The 16,765-nt window shown below is 57.2% G+C and carries 13 protein-coding genes; 2 read left to right on the top strand and 11 right to left on the bottom strand.

What is annotated here, in order from left to right; all coding sequences use genetic code 11:
• Positions 1 to 7 precede the first annotated feature (7 nt).
• Positions 8 to 2,398, bottom strand: a complete 2,391-nt coding sequence (ppsA, locus tag B9Z52_RS00445; RefSeq protein WP_108411909.1) for a phosphoenolpyruvate synthase — start codon at positions 2,396 to 2,398, stop codon at positions 8 to 10.
• A 148-nt stretch (positions 2,399 to 2,546) separates the two neighbouring features.
• Here ppsA and B9Z52_RS00440 point away from each other — a divergent pair, with 148 nt between their 5' ends.
• Complete coding sequence (locus B9Z52_RS00440) at positions 2,547 to 3,368, top strand: pyruvate, water dikinase regulatory protein (RefSeq protein WP_108412316.1); 822 nt, start codon at positions 2,547 to 2,549, stop codon at positions 3,366 to 3,368.
• Positions 3,369 to 3,405: 37 nt separating this feature from the next.
• On the opposite strand, the gene glmM is transcribed toward B9Z52_RS00440, so the two are convergent.
• From glmM to B9Z52_RS00420, 4 genes are all read right to left on the bottom strand, one after another.
• Positions 3,406 to 4,737 (bottom strand): phosphoglucosamine mutase, encoded by a 1,332-nt coding sequence (gene glmM, locus B9Z52_RS00435; RefSeq protein WP_108411908.1) that lies wholly within the window; start codon positions 4,735 to 4,737, stop codon positions 3,406 to 3,408.
• Positions 4,738 to 4,825: 88 nt separating this feature from the next.
• On the bottom strand, positions 4,826 to 5,671 hold the full coding sequence (gene folP / locus B9Z52_RS00430; RefSeq protein ID WP_108412315.1) for a dihydropteroate synthase: 846 nt from the start codon (positions 5,669 to 5,671) through the stop codon (positions 4,826 to 4,828).
• 80 nt (positions 5,672 to 5,751) lie between these two features.
• Positions 5,752 to 7,668 (bottom strand): ATP-dependent zinc metalloprotease FtsH, encoded by a 1,917-nt coding sequence (gene ftsH, locus B9Z52_RS00425; protein ID WP_108411907.1) that lies wholly within the window; start codon positions 7,666 to 7,668, stop codon positions 5,752 to 5,754.
• 98 nt (positions 7,669 to 7,766) lie between these two features.
• Complete coding sequence (locus B9Z52_RS00420) at positions 7,767 to 8,435, bottom strand: RlmE family RNA methyltransferase (RefSeq protein ID WP_108411906.1); 669 nt, start codon at positions 8,433 to 8,435, stop codon at positions 7,767 to 7,769.
• 31 nt (positions 8,436 to 8,466) lie between these two features.
• Between B9Z52_RS00420 and B9Z52_RS00415 the strand changes: the two genes are divergently transcribed.
• Complete coding sequence (locus tag B9Z52_RS00415) at positions 8,467 to 8,940, top strand: YhbY family RNA-binding protein (protein WP_108411905.1); 474 nt, start codon at positions 8,467 to 8,469, stop codon at positions 8,938 to 8,940.
• An 84-nt stretch (positions 8,941 to 9,024) separates the two neighbouring features.
• Here B9Z52_RS00415 and greA read toward each other — a convergent pair whose 3' ends face one another.
• The 6 genes from greA to lpxB all read right to left on the bottom strand — a co-directional run bounded on the left by greA (position 9,025) and on the right by lpxB (position 16,765).
• Positions 9,025 to 9,501 carry a transcription elongation factor GreA gene (greA, locus tag B9Z52_RS00410; protein WP_108411904.1) on the bottom strand — a complete coding sequence of 159 codons (477 nt, stop codon included), beginning with the start codon at positions 9,499 to 9,501 and terminating at the stop codon, positions 9,025 to 9,027.
• Between the two features lie 103 nt (positions 9,502 to 9,604).
• A complete protein-coding gene (gene carB, locus B9Z52_RS00405; RefSeq protein WP_108411903.1) occupies positions 9,605 to 12,865 on the bottom strand; it encodes a carbamoyl-phosphate synthase large subunit in 3,261 nt (1,086 codons plus the stop codon).
• 1 nt (position 12,866) lies between these two features.
• A complete protein-coding gene (gene carA, locus B9Z52_RS00400; protein ID WP_199222010.1) occupies positions 12,867 to 14,030 on the bottom strand; it encodes a glutamine-hydrolyzing carbamoyl-phosphate synthase small subunit in 1,164 nt (387 codons plus the stop codon).
• Positions 14,031 to 14,236: 206 nt separating this feature from the next.
• Complete coding sequence (locus tag B9Z52_RS00395) at positions 14,237 to 15,004, bottom strand: RNA methyltransferase (RefSeq protein WP_108411901.1); 768 nt, start codon at positions 15,002 to 15,004, stop codon at positions 14,237 to 14,239.
• Entirely contained in the window at positions 15,001 to 15,618 is a 618-nt protein-coding gene (gene rnhB / locus B9Z52_RS00390; RefSeq protein WP_108411900.1) for a ribonuclease HII, read from the bottom strand. Before rnhB ends, B9Z52_RS00395 begins: the two co-directional genes overlap by 4 nt.
• Positions 15,590 to 16,765: a lipid-A-disaccharide synthase gene (lpxB, locus tag B9Z52_RS00385; protein ID WP_233251754.1), complete on the bottom strand. Its 1,176-nt coding sequence runs from the start codon at positions 16,763 to 16,765 to the stop codon at positions 15,590 to 15,592. The genes rnhB and lpxB overlap by 29 nt, the downstream gene beginning before the upstream one ends.

The raw sequence follows: 16,765 nt of genomic DNA, 5'->3' as shown, positions 1-16,765 counted from the left end.
AAAGGGTTCAGGAACCCAAAGCCGTCCAAGTCTCTATAACCGTGTCTGGGTTCAGCGAAATCGAGCTGATACCGCGGTCCATCAACCAATGTGCAAAATCAAGGTGATCGCTGGGGCCCTGGCCGCAAATCCCGATGTATTTTCCCTGCGCCAGGCAGGCCTTGATGGCCTGCTCGATCAAGGCCGTCACGGCGGGGTCGCGTTCATCAAAGTCAACCGCCAGCAGCTCCATGCCTGAGTCACGGTCCAGGCCCAGCGTGAGCTGGGTCAAATCGTTGGAGCCGATCGAGAAACCATCAAAGAACTCAAGGAAGCGCTCGGCCAAGATGGCGTTGCTGGGTACCTCGCACATCATGATGACTTTCAAGCCGTTCTCTCCACGACTCAGGCCCTGACTGGCCAACAACTTGGTGACTTTTTCAGCCTGCCCCAATGTACGCACAAAAGGCACCATGACCTGAACGTTGGTCAAACCCATATCGCCGCGCACGCGCTTGAGGGCTTCACACTCCATGGCAAAGGCTTCACCGAAGTCTGCGCTGATGTAACGCGCAGCGCCTCGGAAACCCAACATCGGGTTTTCTTCCTCGGGCTCATAACGGCTGCCGCCGATCAGCTTACGGTATTCGTTGCTCTTGAAATCCGACAAACGCACGATCACCGGTTTGGGCCAGAACGCAGCAGCAATGCTGGCAACACCCTCGGCCACTTTATCGACGTAGAAAGCACGTGGCGAGGCGTGACCCCGGGCTACAGACTCCACGGCTTTCTTCAAATCCGCATCGATTGCGGGGTAGTCCAGGATCGCCTTGGGGTGCACCCCGATGTTGTTGTTGATGATGAACTCCAAGCGGGCCAGACCCACGCCTGCATTGGGCAGCTGGGCAAAATCAAAGGCCAGTTGAGGGTTGCCCACGTTCATCATGATCTTGGTTTTGATCTCGGGCAGCACGCCGCGCTGGATCTCGCTGATTTCGGTCTCCAGCAGGCCATCGTAGATGTGACCGGTATCGCCCTCAGCACAACTGACAGTGACCAAGGTGCCTTCGGTCAATTGCTCAGTGGCGTTGCCGCAGCCCACCACAGCGGGAATGCCCAACTCACGGGCGATGATGGCTGCGTGGCAGGTGCGCCCGCCTCGGTTGGTGACGATGGCGCTGGCGCGTTTCATCACGGGTTCCCAGTTCGGGTCGGTCATGTCAGTCACCAACACATCACCGGGTTGAACCTTGTCCATCTCGCTGATGTTATGCACCAAGCGCACGGGGCCCGTACCGATCTTCTGGCCAATGGCACGACCTTCAGCCAGCACAGTGCTCTTGCCTTTGAGCTTGTAACGCAGTTCTGGCGTGCCCTTGGCTTGGCTCTTCACGGTTTCGGGACGTGCCTGCAAAATGTACAACTGGCCATCTGACCCGTCCTTGCCCCACTCGATGTCCATAGGACGGCCATAGTGCTGCTCAATGACAAGCGCATATTTGGCCAATTGCTCGATTTCGGCATCGGTCAGGCTGTAGCGGTTGCGCAGTTCAGCAGGCACATCAACTGTTTTGACCAACTTGCCTGAAGCGGCTTTTTCTTCGGGGCTAGCAAACACCATCTCGATCAGTTTGGAGCCCAAATTGCGGCGAATGACGGCACGGTGACCAGCAGCCAACATGGGCTTGTGCACATAAAACTCGTCAGGGTTCACGGCACCTTGCACCACGGTTTCACCCAAACCATAGCTGGAGGTGATGAAGACGACCTCTTCGAAACCGGATTCGGTGTCGATGGTGAACATCACACCGGCTGCCCCCAGATCGGAGCGCACCATGCGCTGCACGCCCGCCGACAAGGCCACATCGGCGTGGGCAAAGCCTTTGTGCACGCGGTAGCTGATGGCGCGGTCGTTGTACAAGGAGGCAAACACCTCTTTCATCTTGTGCAGCACATCTTCGATGCCCACCACATTGAGGAACGTTTCTTGTTGACCGGCAAAAGAAGCATCCGGCAAGTCTTCTGCTGTGGCGGAAGATCGGACGGCGAAAGAGGCCTGCGCATTGCCACCTTGCAGACGGATGAATTCTTCGCGGATGGCATTTTCCAAGTCGGCTGGAAAGGGCTGCGCCTCCACCATGGCACGGATCTCGGCACCGACCACAGCCAAAGCGCGGACATCTTCGGTATCCAGCGCATCCAGGCGCGCATTGATGCGGTCGGTCAGGCCATCGAACTTCAGAAATTCGCGGAAAGCATGGGCGGTGGTTGCAAAACCGGTGGGCACGCGGACACCTGAAGGCAGCTGGGAAATCATCTCCCCCAAGCTGGCATTTTTGCCACCAACCGACTCCACATCGGTCATTCGTAACTTTTCAAACGGGACGACCAAAGCGGCCGCATCAAACAAAACAGACATGAGAAGCTCCAAAGTTAAAAACCGGGCTCCATGTGTCAGGCGGGGCTTTATTGTTCTCTTTATGGAACCGCAAACCTGAGGGCCATGGATAATCGAATCATTTTAGGGGCTTGGCCGCCCCTGACCTTTGAAATATTTTCTGATCAACATGTCCAAACGCACTGTTTTCTTTGTCTCAGATGGCACAGGCATCACTGCCGAAACTTTTGGCAACGCCATCTTGGCGCAGTTCGAGATGAAAACCCGCCATGTGCGCCTGCCTTTCACCGACACCATCGACAAAGCCCACCAGGCGGTGCGCCAGATCAACCACACAGCAGAGACCGAAGGCAACAAACCGATTGTGTTCACCACCTTGGTGAACATGGATGTGCTGAAAGTGCTCCAGGAACATTGCCAGGGCATGTTGTTGGACATGTTCGGCACCTTTGTGAACCCGCTGGAAAATGAGCTGGGCATCAAATCACACCACCGTGTGGGTCGGTTTTCGGACGTGAGCAAAAGCAAGGAATACCACGACCGGATCGAAGCGATCAACTTCTCGCTGGCCCATGACGATGGGCAATCGAACCGGGATCTGGAGTCGGCTGAGGTCATCTTGGTCGGTGTCAGCCGCAGCGGAAAGACACCCACTAGCTTGTATTTGGCCATGCAGCATGGCCTCAAGGCGGCCAATTACCCCTTGATTCCGGAGGACTTTGACCGTCGGCAACTGCCGCCTGCCCTGGTGCCGCACCGCAAAAAGATTTTTGGTCTGAGCATTCAACCAGAACGCCTAGCCGAAATTCGCTCAGAACGCCGCCCCAACTCCCGCTATGCAAGCCTTGAAAATTGCCGCATGGAAGTCTCCGAAGCCGAGGCCATGATGCGCCGATCAGGCATTCGGTGGCTGTCCACAACGACCAAGTCCATCGAAGAAATCGCCACCACCATCTTGCAGGAAATCCGCCCCGAACGGCTCATTTATTGAGCCGCCCGTCACAGGCGGGAACGACTGGTTGGGGCAATCACTGGGCCAATGTGGCGGCAATGCGCTCCGCCCACTGGCGTGCCTGAACAGGATCACGCCCCTCCACCATCACGCGCACCAAGGGCTCTGTACCACTGGCCCGGATCAACGCCCGCCCCGCTTCACCCAACTCGGTTTCTGCTGCCTTGGTGGCATCCCACAAAGGCTGATGGCCTTGCCAGTCAAAGCCCGGCTTCAGGCGCACATTGATCAAGGTTTGCGGAAACAGCTCAATACCGTACAACAATTGCGCCATGGTCTGGCCGCTGCCCACACAGGCCTGCAAGACCTGCAACGCACTGACCAAGCCATCGCCCGTGGTGTGCTTGTCTAAGGCCAGCAAATGGCCCGAGCCTTCACCGCCGAGCAACCAGCCTTTGTCGTGCAAAACCTCTAGCACATAGCGATCACCCACCTTGGCCCGCACGAACTGAACGCCCTTCTTCTTGAGTGCCACTTCGATCGCCATATTGGTCATCAAGGTGCCCACGGCTCCCGGCACGGCTTCATCGCGCGCCAAGCGATCAGCCACCATCAAATACAACAACTCATCGCCATTGAACAAGCGGCCCGAGGCATCCACCAATTGCAATCGATCGGCATCACCGTCCAAGGCCACACCGTAATCGGCCTGATGGTCCTTGACCAGTTGAACCAAGGCTTCGGGGTGGGTGGCCCCCACGCCTTTGTTGATGTTCAGACCGTCAGGAGAACATCCCATTGAAATGACTTCAGCGCCCAGTTCGTGAAACACCTTGGGGGCTATTTGGTAGGCGGCACCGTGTGCGGCATCGACCACGATCTTCAAACCTTTGAGGGTCAGATCGTTGGAGAATGTACTTTTGCAAAACTCAATGTAGCGGCCAGCCGCGTCGTCCAAACGACGTGTTTTACCCAATGCGGCCGAATCCACCCACACCGGGTCTTCCAGCAAAGCGGCTTCAACGGCCTCTTCCCAAGCGTCGGACAACTTGGTTCCCTGGGCACTGAAAAACTTGATGCCGTTGTCAGCAAATGGGTTGTGACTGGCGCTGATGACCACGCCCAAGGATGCCCTTTGGGCGCGGGTCAAATAGGCGACGGCAGGCGTAGGAACAGGGCCCAGCAAAACCACATCCACACCCGCAGAATTGAAGCCGGACTCCAGCGCACTTTCGAGCATGTAGCCCGAAATGCGGGTGTCTTTGCCGATCAGGACCGTTGGGTGGGCCTCCTGGGACTTCAGTACGCGTCCCACCGCGTGCGCCAAACGCAAAATGAAATCTGGAGTGATAGGCTTTTGACCCACCGTGCCGCGAATGCCGTCTGTGCCGAAATATTGCCGAGTCATGCCAACAGTCCTGAAATTTGTAATCGATCGTTGATTTTATGCCGTGCAAGCACACACTTTAAGAGTCACTGTTCGGCACTGCACGCGATCAAGCATTGTCTTGTATGGCCTGCCAGACTTTGAGTGCATCCACTGTGGCCTTGACATCGTGCACGCGCACCACGGCAGCGCCCCGCTCCACCGCCAACAAGGCGGCAGCGACGCTGGCCGTTTCCCGTTGCGAAGGCGCTGGGGCCTGACCATCTTGCGAGAGCACTGCGCCCAAAGAGGACTTGCGTGACCACCCCGCCAAAACAGGCCGCCCCAAATGCAACAGGTCGGATTGGCGCGCGAGCAAGCGGAAGTTTTGCGCCACCGTTTTGCCAAACCCAATGCCCGGGTCGAGAACCAGGCGCTGCGCAGCCACCCCTTGTGCTTGCAGACTTTGCAGCCGCTGCGCCAAGAATGCCGTGACAGCGTCCAAGACATCACCCTCCATGGTGTGCAATTGCATGCTTTGGGGATCTCGGTGCATGTGCATCAGACACACCCCACACTTGGGGTGCGCCGCCACAACCGCCTCTGCGCGAGGCTGGCGCAAAGCCCAGATGTCATTGACGATGTCCACACCCAAGTCCAGCACCGCTTGCATCACCTCAGGCTTATAAGTGTCCACAGAAATGGGGACTTGCCAACGAACCAGTTCTTGCAAAACCGGGATCAAGCGGGACAGCTCCTCTTCGGCAGGCACCACCGCGGCACCTGGCCTTGTGGACTCACCGCCTACATCCAAAATGGCCGCCCCATCCTTGAGCAGTCGCTCAGCATGTTGAACTGCTGCCCGCGTGTCTTGGTAACGACCACCGTCCGAAAAGGAGTCCGGTGTTGCGTTCACAATGCCCATCACCCGTGGGTAGGACAAATCGAGATCAAAACGTGTGGTTTGCCAACGCATGCCCATGAAAAACTCCTTGATTTCTTGCCCACCATGCAAAACGGGGCACAAGGCCCCGTTTGCATGCTGCTTGTTGTAAATCAAACAGCTGTAGTGGCAGGTTCTGCCTTAACCACTGGGGTGCCACCCGCAGAACCACCACCCGAAGGCGGGTTGCGAGGCGTCCAGTCCTTGGGGGGAAGGGGATCGCGCCCGGCCATGATGTCATCAAGCTGGTCCTTGTCGATGGTTTCCCATTCCAGCAATGCCTTGGCCATGGCGTGCATCTGCACGCTGTGCTCTTCAATCAAGCGGCGAGCCAGTTTGTACTGCTCATCGATGATGCTGCGCACTTCGGCATCCACCTTTTGCATGGTGGATTCACTCATGTTGGTGGTCTTGGTCACCGAACGGCCCAGGAACACTTCGCCTTCGTTTTCGGCATAGACCATGGGGCCCAGCGCATCGGTCATGCCATAGCGCATCACCATGTCACGGGCAATCGATGTGGCACGCTCAAAGTCGTTGCTGGCACCAGTCGTCATTTGGTTCATAAAGACTTCTTCGGCAATACGACCACCGAACAACATGCTGATTTGGTTCAGCATGAATTCTTTGTCATAGCTGTAGCGGTCTTCCTCGGGCAGGCTCATCGTCACGCCCAAAGCACGACCACGGGGGATGATGGTGACCTTGTGCACGGGATCGCATTTAGGCAGCAGTTTGCCGATCAAGGCGTGCCCTGCTTCGTGGTAGGCCGTGTTGCGGCGCTCATGTTCTGGCATGACCATGCTCTTGCGCTCTGGGCCCATCAGGATCTTGTCTTTGGCCTTTTCGAAGTCCACCATCTCGACCACTCGCGCGTTTCGGCGGGCGGCCATCAAGGCCGCTTCATTGCAAAGATTGGCCAGATCAGCGCCACTCATGCCGGGCGTGCCGCGGGCAATCACCCCGGCATTGACGTCCTGGCCAATCGGCACCTTGCGCATGTGCACGTTGAGAATCTGCTCACGGCCGCGGATATCGGGCAGAGTCACATACACCTGACGGTCAAAACGACCTGGACGGAGCAAAGCGGCATCCAGGATGTCGGGGCGATTGGTGGCAGCGACCACGATGACGCCCAGGTTGGTCTCGAAACCATCCATCTCGACCAGCATCTGGTTGAGTGTTTGCTCACGCTCATCGTTGCCACCGCCCAAGCCTGCACCGCGCTGGCGACCGACCGCATCGATTTCATCGATGAAGATGATGCAAGGTGCATTTTTCTTGGCGTTTTCGAACATGTCGCGGACACGGGCAGCACCAACGCCCACAAACATCTCGACAAAGTCCGAACCGGAAATGCTAAAAAATGGCACTTTGGCTTCGCCTGCAATGCCTTTGGCCAGAAGCGTTTTACCGGTACCCGGAGGTCCTACGAGCAACAAGCCACGGGGAATGCGGCCACCGAGCTTTTGAAACTTTTGGGGATCTTTCAGGAAGTCCACGACTTCCTTGACTTCTTCCTTGGCTTCGTCACATCCGGCGACATCGGCAAAAGTCACTTGATTGTTGTTCTCGTCGAGCATGCGTGCTTTGGACTTGCCAAAGCTGAAGGCACCACCTTTGCCGCCGCCTTGCATCTGTCGCATGAAATACACCCAGACACCGATCAGCAGCAACATGGGGCCCCAGCTCACGAGCAAGCTCATGAGCAAGGAGCCTTCTTCACGGGGCTTGACGTCGAATTTGACACCGCTGTTGATCAGATCACCTACCAGGCCACGGTCGAGGTAAGTGGCGGTGGTCTTGATGCGGCGGTCGTCGTTGGTGGTGGCCAGAATTTCCGTGCCACCAGGACTCTCCTGGATCGTCGCAGTTTTGATGCGGTTACCGCGCACTTCCTCGAGGAAATCCGAATACCCGATGGCATTCGCGCCAGCCGTGCCGTGAGTGTCAAACTGTTTGAACACAGTGAACAGCACCATGGCTATCACCACCCAAACGGCAATCTTTGAAAACCAGGGGTTATTCAAGCGAGGCTCCAATTGAAAAAATTACTGTTGTCATTTTAGGCCTGTGCACTGACGCTTCCTAGTGGCTCTTGGTGTTTTGGCCCTGTAAAACGCGGGAATTAATCCGCTCGCGGTGAAATCAGCCCGATACCAACCAAAAAAGTCTCCGATGATTTGTCGCGCGAGGACTTGGGCTTGATGGGTTTGACCACTTTGAACGTGGCTTTGAACAGCTTGACCAGCTGGCTGTAACCACTGCCATGAAAAAGTTTGACCACCAAGGCCCCCTGAGGCTTGAGGTGCTTTTGAGAAAATTCCAGAGCCAGTTCGGTCAAATGGGCTATGCGGGCCGCATCGGTGGAATCGATACCCGACAAATTAGGGGCCATGTCGGATACAACCACATCCGCCTGACGCCCAGCCACAGCCGCCTCCAACTCTGCAAGGACAGCGTCTTCACGAAAGTCCCCTTGAATGAACTGGACACCTTCGATCGGGTCCATCGGCAAAAGATCCAAGGCCACAATGGTGCCGTTGAGCTCACCGACAGCGGCCCCCTGAGGCGACAGACGGCGGCGCAGGTACTGACTCCAAGCACCCGGTGCCGAGCCCAGATCCACCACCAGCTGCCCCGGACGGATCAAACCCAGGGTCTCATCAATCTCCTTGAGTTTGTAAGCCGCACGAGCCCGGTAGCCCTCTTTGTGAGCCAACTTCACATACGGATCGTTGACATGGTCATTCAGCCAGGCCTTGTTGACTTTTTTACTTTGTGTTTTTACTTTCATTCCTGTCCGTCCTTGCTGGGATAATAGCGACATGCCTCAAATACAACTCACTCCTGCAGAGCGTAAGGTTTTCCGCGCCGATGCACACCACCTTGATCCTGTCGTCATGATCGGCGGCGATGGCCTGTCGGCCGCCGTGATCAAGGAAACCGAAGCCGCGCTCAATGCCCATGGCCTGATCAAAATCCGGGTTCTGGGCGACGATCGAGCAGCACGCGAAGCCATGTTCGTCCAACTGGCGGACCAGCTGAACGCCGCGCCCATTCAGCACATCGGAAAATTGCTGGTCCTGTGGAGGCCTCAGCCTGAAAAAATCAAGGAAATTGACGAAGACCGCAAAGCGGGTCCGCGTGACTTCAAAATCCTGAAATACAGCAAGCGTGGTGGCCAACGGCCTGAAGTCAAAACCCTGCGGGTTTTGGGCAACCAGCGCCTGGCCGCGGGCGGCCAGATCAAACGCGCCAAACCCAAGCAAAAATCTGTCAAAAAAGGCCGCTTGGACTGATCGACCAACAGCCGGGCATCAATGCCTGGCTGAAACCCTCAAGCCTGGATGTTCCTGTGAACGCCCAGGCTTTTTTCATGGTGATCAGATGTAGGAAACGCCCACGATTTCATAGCGACGCACGCCACCCGGTGCCTGGACTTCAGCCACGTCACCCTCTTCCTTGCCAATCAAAGCACGGGCAATCGGGCTGCTGATGTTGATCAGGCCCAGCTTCAAGTCGGCTTCGTCTTCGCCCACGATCTGATAAGTCACCGTATCACCGGTGCTTTCGTCTTCCAACTCGACAGTGGTGCCAAAGACAACACGGCCCCCAGCATCGACTGTTGCAGGGTCGATGATCTGGGCTGCAGACAACTTGCCTTCGATTTCCTGGATGCGGCCTTCGATGAAACCTTGACGGTCTTTGGCGGCTTCGTACTCGGCGTTCTCACTCAAATCGCCTTGGGCACGCGCCTCGGCAATGGCTTGGATGACACTGGGACGATCCACCGTTTTGAGACGATGCAATTCGTCTTTGAGCTTTTCTGAGCCGCGTTTTGTGATCGGGATGGTTGACATGTTCTGTTCTCCAAAAACAAACCGCCGAGTGTTGCGACTCGGCGGTAATGATTCCATTATGCCTTGCACCAAAGGCGCAAGGCACGGGCTTCAAGCTGGCTTTTCAGGCCGTTAATTGAGCGTGCATTTCCTGTACAGAAATCACGTCCAGCTGATCCATGTACTTCATGCCTTCCACAGCCGCTTCCGCGCCTGCGATGGTTGTGAAGGTGGTGACACGGTTGAGCAAGGCCGAGGTACGGATGTGACGCGAATCGGCGATCGCATTGCGGCGCTCTTCGACGGTGTTGATGACCAACACCACCTCGTTGTTTTTGATCATGTCCACAATGTGGGGGCGACCTTCGGTGACCTTGTTCACGATGGCGCAAGCCACGCCCGCAGCATTGATGGCGTTGGCCGTGCCTTTGGTTGCAATCAGCGCAAAGCCTTGCGCTGCCAATTGGCGAGCTACTTCAATGACGCGTGGCTTGTCGTTGTTCTTGACCGAAATGAACACCTTGCCTGAGGGCGTGCCGTCGGCTTTGGTGGGGCGCGGCAGTTTGGTGCCTGCACCCAATTGGCTCTTCACAAAAGCTTCGCCAAAGGTCTTGCCCACGCCCATGACTTCGCCCGTGGACTTCATCTCAGGGCCGAGGATGGTGTCAACGCCTGGGAACTTCACGAACGGGAACACCGCTTCTTTAACACTGAAATATGGAGGCGTAACTTCTTTCGTGATGCCTTGTGACGCCAACGATTGGCCCGCCATGCAACGAGCAGCGACCTTGGCCAACTGGATGCCCGTGGCTTTAGACACGTAAGGCACAGTGCGTGAAGCGCGGGGGTTCACTTCCAGCACATAGATGACGTCTTTGCCATCGATGTTTTGGATCGCGAACTGCACGTTCATCAAACCGACCACGTTCAAAGCACCGGCCATGGCAGCCGATTGGCGCTTGAGTTCGTTGACGGTTTCAACCGACAACGAATAAGGCGGCAATGAGCAAGCCGAGTCACCGCTGTGCACGCCCGCTTGTTCGATGTGTTCCATCACGCCACCGATGAAGGTTTTACCTTCGGGGTCGCGCAGGCAATCCACATCGCATTCGATGGCATCGTTCAAGAAACGGTCCAACAACACGGGCGAGTCATGCGAAACCTTGACCGCTTCGCGCATGTAGCGTTCGAGGTCACGTTGCTCGTGCACGATTTCCATGGCGCGGCCACCCAGCACATAGCTGGGGCGAACGACCAAGGGGTAACCCAAGGCGGCTGCCTTTTCCAGCGCTTCTGGCTCGGTGCGCGCTGTGGCGTTGGGCGGCTGACGCAGACCCAAGTCTTGCAGCAGCTTTTGGAAACGCTCGCGGTCTTCCGCAGCGTCGATCATGTCGGGGCTGGTGCCGATGATGGGCACGCCAGCGGCTTCCAAATCGAGCGCCAATTTCAAAGGGGTTTGGCCGCCGTATTGAACGATGACGCCCGTGGGCTTCTCTTTGTCGACGATTTCGAGCACGTCTTCCAAGGTGACGGGTTCGAAATACAAACGGTCTGAGGTGTCGTAGTCGGTCGACACGGTCTCGGGGTTGCAGTTGACCATGATGGTTTCGTAACCGTCTTCGCGCATGGCGAGCGCGGCGTGCACGCAGCAGTAGTCAAACTCGATGCCCTGACCAATGCGGTTCGGACCACCGCCCAGCACCATGATTTTCTTGTTGGTCGTCGGTTCGGCTTCGCACTCACCGTCGCCATTACCCTCGTAGCAAGAGTACATGTAGGCCGTATCGGTCGAGAACTCGGCCGCGCAGGTGTCCACGCGTTTGTAGACGGGGCGAATGTTCAAGGCATGGCGACGGGCACGCACCACGTGCTCTGTGGTCTTGAGCAACTTGGCCAAGCGGCGATCGGAGAAGCCTTTCTTCTTGAGCGCACGCAGCTCGTCTGCCGTGATGGCTTCCAGCGTGGTGGTTTCAAGTTCCAGTTCGATCTTCACGATCTCTTCGATCTGCACCAGGAACCAAGGGTCGATCTTGGTCAAGGCAAACACCTCGTCCACGCTCAGGCCCATGGCAAAGGCATCACCCACGTACCAAATGCGTTCAGGACCGGGCTCACCCAGTTCTTTCTCGAGCACTTCGCGGTCTTGGGTTTTTTCGTTCATGCCGTCCACGCCAACTTCGAGACCACGCAGGGCTTTTTGGAACGACTCTTGGAAGGTGCGACCCATGGCCATGACCTCGCCCACCGACTTCATTTGGGTGGTCAAACGGCTGTCGGCTGTGGGGAATTTCTCAAACGCAAAACGTGGGATTTTGGTGACCACGTAGTCGATCGAAGGCTCGAAAGACGCGGGGGTTGCACCACCTGTAATCTCGTTGCGCAACTCGTCGAGCGTGTAACCCACAGCCAGTTTGGCCGCGACTTTCGCAATCGGGAAACCCGTGGCTTTAGATGCCAATGCCGATGAACGCGACACGCGGGGGTTCATCTCAATGACGACCATGCGGCCGTCTTTGGGGTTGATCGAGAACTGCACATTAGAGCCGCCGGTGTCCACCCCGATCTCACGCAGAACAGCCAAAGAGGCGTTGCGCAGAATCTGGTATTCCTTGTCGGTCAGCGTCTGGGCAGGTGCCACGGTGATCGAGTCGCCCGTGTGCACACCCATGGGGTCCAGGTTTTCGATCGAGCAGATGATGATGCAGTTGTCCGCCTTGTCGCGCACCACTTCCATCTCGTACTCTTTCCAACCGAGCAAAGATTCTTCAATCAACAACTCGGTGGTGGGCGAAGCCTCCAGACCGCGTTTGCAAATCACTTCGAATTCTTCGGGGTTGTAGGCAATGCCGCCACCCGTGCCACCCAAGGTAAAGCTGGGGCGAATGACCGTGGGGAAACCCAAGGTCTTTTGCACATCCCAAGCTTCTTCCATGCTGTGGGCGATGCCAGAGCGCGCAGAACCCAGACCAATTTTGGTCATGGCGTCTTTGAACTTCAAGCGGTCTTCGGCTTTGTCGATCGCCTCTGGCGTCGCGCCAATCAGCTCGACCTTGTACTTGTCGAGCACGCCGTTGTGCCACAGGTCCAACGCGCAGTTCAGCGCCGTCTGGCCGCCCATGGTGGGCAGAATGGCATCGGGACGTTCTTTGGCGATGATCTTCTCAACCGTCTGCCAAGTGATGGGCTCGATGTAGGTGACGTCGGCCGTGGCTGGGTCGGTCATGATCGTGGCAGGGTTGCTGTTGATCAAGATGACTTTGTAGCCCTCTTCACGCAAAGCTTTGCAGGCCTGCACGCCGGAGTAGTCGAACTCGCAAGCTTGACCGATGATGATCGGGCCGGCGCCAATGATGAGGATGCTTTTGAGGTCGGTGCGCTTTGGCATGTTATGGAGCCTCCATCAGGTGGATGAAGCGGTCAAAGAGGTAAGCAATATCGTGCGGGCCTGGAGAAGCTTCGGGGTGACCTTGGAAGCAAAAAGCAGGCTTGTCTGTGCGGGCCAAGCCCTGCAAGGTGCCGTCAAACAGCGACACATGGGTGGCGCGCAAATTGGCAGGCAAGGTTTTTTCGTCCACCGCAAAACCGTGGTTTTGGCTTGTGATGGACACACGACCTGAGTCGAGATCTTTCACAGGATGGTTCGCGCCATGGTGGCCAAACTTCATCTTGAAAGTTTTCGCGCCACTGGCCAAGGCCATGATTTGGTGACCCAAGCAAATGCCAAATGTGGGAATGCCGGTTTCGATCAACTCAGCAGCTGCCGCAATCGCGTAGTCGCAAGGCTGAGGGTCGCCAGGGCCGTTGGACAAGAAGATGCCGTCGGGGTTGTGCTTGAGCACGTCAGCGGCTGGCGTCTTGGCAGGCACCACGGTCACTTTACAGCCACGCTCGGCCAACATGCGCAAGATGTTTTTCTTCACGCCGAAGTCATACGCGACCACATGGAACTTAGGTGCGGTCAAGTTGCCGTAGCCTTCGCCCAATGTCCACTCGGTTTGTGTCCACTCATACGACTTGGACACGGTGACTTTTTGCGCCAAATCGAGGCCAGCCATATTAGGCGCGCCTTTGGCGGCGGCCACGGCTTGGTCGATCAACGCTTGTGTGACTTCTTGGCCTTTGGCCAAACCCACGATCGCGCCGTTTTGGGCACCCTTGGTGCGCAAAATGCGTGTCAATTGACGGGTGTCGATGTTGGCAATCGCCACGGTGCCTGCATCCGCCAAATAGGCCGACAAGGTTTGGCAAGAGCGGAAGTTGCTTGCAACCAAAGGCAAGTCTTTGATGATCAAGCCAGCGGCATGGACTTTGTCAGCTTCGATGTCTTCCACGTTGACGCCGTAGTTACCGATGTGCGGGTACGTCAAGGTGACGATCTGCTGGCAGTAGCTGGGGTCGGTGAGGATTTCTTGGTAGCCGGTGAGCGAGGTGTTGAACACCACTTCGCCGACTGTGGAGCCGGTGGCTCCAATCGAGTTGCCGATAAAGACCGTGCCGTCTGCGAGCGCCAAAATGGCGGGCGGGAAGGTTCCCTGAAGAGACAAAAGCACTGGGTTCTCCGGAATAGTTCGGGTACGCCTCAGCGCGCATCAGAGATCAAGTCTCTTTTTGGCTGCTTGTTCGAGGAATGGGCCTGGGATGGACTGTGGCGTACGGGTTGATGCAGGAAAGCCTCCCATTATAGCCGAGGACCACCTCGAAAACCCTGACAAATACCCTCGCCAAATCCGGATCAGGCCTGCGAAAGCGGTCAAATTCAAGCCGTTGCACTGGCGTGCAAACAAATCGCCGCCGCTGTTGCCACGTTGAGGGACTCTTCACCCCCCGGTTGCGCGATGCGGACCATTTGCCGGGCATGCAACATCAAGGCCTCGCTGACGCCCTGCCCTTCATGGCCAAACAGCCACGCGCACTGCGGTTGCAACTGCCCATTTTTCAAAAGCTCGTGCAAAAAAGAGCCGCCATGGGAACTGGTGGTCAAGACCGGCACCGTCAAGGCCGCCACATCGGCAACGCTGGCCGACTCGACCAGATGGAGGCCAAAGTGCGCGCCCATGCCCGCCCGAAGGACTTTAGGCGACCACAGCGCGGCGGTGCCTTTGATCGCCAGAACCTGCCGATAGCCAAAAGCCGAAGCGCAGCGCAGGATGGCACCCACATTGCCGGCATCTTGCAAGCGGTCCAGGATCACCGTGGACGCATCAGGCAAGACTGCGGCTTGGTCCGACCAAGCCACCACAAAGCCCATGCGGGCGGGTGACTCCAGGCCACTCAAGGAAGCGAACAAGGTGTCCGGCATGACGATCAACTGATCGCCGTGCGCAGCCCATTCGGCGCCCTGCTCTTGCCAAAATGACTCCGTCAGCACAACCTGCAAAGGCCGCACACCGCGCTGCACTGCTGCGCGGCACAAATGATCACCCTCCAGCCAGAACTGCCCGGCCTTGCGGTAGGCCGAACTCTCTTGCGCCAAGCGTCGTATGGACTTGACCAAGGGGTTGTCACGCGAGGTGATCAGATTCATCGAACACTCCTGGCCACCGGGGCAAAAGTCAGTCTGTGGCATTCGGCTGGGCCATGGGCTTGCAAAGCCGCCATATGAACGGCTGTGCCATAGCCCTTGTGTTGATCAAACCCGTATTGCGGGTACTGTGCGTGCATTTGCTCGCAAAGCCGATCGCGGTGCACTTTGGCCAAAATGGATGCCGCTGAAATGGCGGGCACCAAGGCATCGCCTTGAACAATCGCTTCTGCGCGAATGTCAATGCTCGGCAGACGGTTGCCATCCACCAGAACTTTCACGGGCTTGAGGCGCAACCCTTCGACCGCCCGCTTCATGGCCAGCAGGGTCGCTTGCAAAATGTTGATCTCGTCAATCTCTTGCGCCGACGCTTGGGCAATCGAAAAGCACAAAGCCTTGGCTTTGATCTCATCGAACAATTGCTCACGGCGTTTGGCGCTGAGCTTTTTCGAGTCATTGAGACCAGCGATCGGATGCAAGTCATCCAAAATCACGGCCGCAGCCACGACAGGCCCTGCCAGAGGGCCACGGCCAGCCTCGTCCACACCGGCCATCAGGCCGGGGACGTCAAAATTCAATGGCGCCTGCTCAAGCGCCCAGGACTTTTTCGAGGGCATGGGTCGCCAAATCTGCGGTATCGCACTGCAAGGTCTGGTGCAGCTGCTCGAAACGGGTTTGTACCGCAGCCACACGGTCCGGATGCGCCAGCCATTCGAGTGTGGCTGAGGCCAGGGCTTCGGGCGTGCACTGGTCTTGGATGAATTCGGGCACCACAAAGTCTTGGCACAGGATATTGGGCAAGCCCACCCAGGGCTGCAATTTTTTGCGCTTCATGATCTGCCAGCTGAGCCAGTTCATGTGGTAGCCAATGACCATGGGGCGCTTGAACAAGGCAGCCTCCAGCGTGGCGGTGCCGCTGGCGATCAAAGTCACGTCACAGGCCGCCAAAGCCTGATGCGATTGAGCCTTGAGAAGATGCAGTCCGCTCAAGCCGCCTTGTGCATCGACCAGGCTTTGAACCGATGCTTGCAAGCTCGGGATGGCAGGCAACACAAACTGCAGAAGGGGCTGTTTCTTTTGCATGATTTGCGCTGCCTGAATGAAACGCGGCACCAAGTGCTCGATCTCGGATTGGCGACTGCCTGGCAACAAGGCCACCAAGGGACGATCCGGATTCAGACCCAAGCTTTGGCGTGCGGTAACACGGTCAGGTGTCATGGGAATGGTTTGCGCCAGCGGATGGCCCACATAGGTGGCCTCAATGCCAGCGCGTGCCAGCAGCTCGGGTTCAAACGGGAAAATGCACAGCATGTGGTCCACGCTGCGCTGAATCTTTTCGATGCGCTCAGGTCGCCATGCCCAGATCGAAGGACACACGAAGTGCACCGTGGGAATGCCTGCAGCTTTGAGATGAGCCTCTAGGTCCAGATTGAAATCAGGGGCATCCACCCCGATGAACACATCGGGTGGCGAGGCCAAAAGCCGCTGCTTGAGCTGCTCACGGATGGCCACAATGCCACGGTAGTGGCGCAGCACTTCAACGTAACCACGGACCGCCAGGCGTTCGTGAGGCCACCAGGCATCGAAACCCAAAGCGGCCATCCGGGGGCCGCCAATGCCAAAGCCCTGCGCCTGTGGCCAACGTTGCTGCAAACCTTGAATCAGCAAACCCGCCAGCAAATCGCCCGAGGCTTCTCCGGCCACCATGCCAAAGGACAAGGCCCCCGAAGGGGCCTGTTGCACCGGAGCCTGAGCATCAGTCAT

The sequence above is a fragment of the Limnohabitans sp. Jir72 genome (assembly GCF_003063575.1).
GTDB lineage: Bacteria > Pseudomonadota > Gammaproteobacteria > Burkholderiales > Burkholderiaceae_C > Limnohabitans_A.
This window is presented reverse-complemented; position numbering and strand designations above follow the sequence as displayed.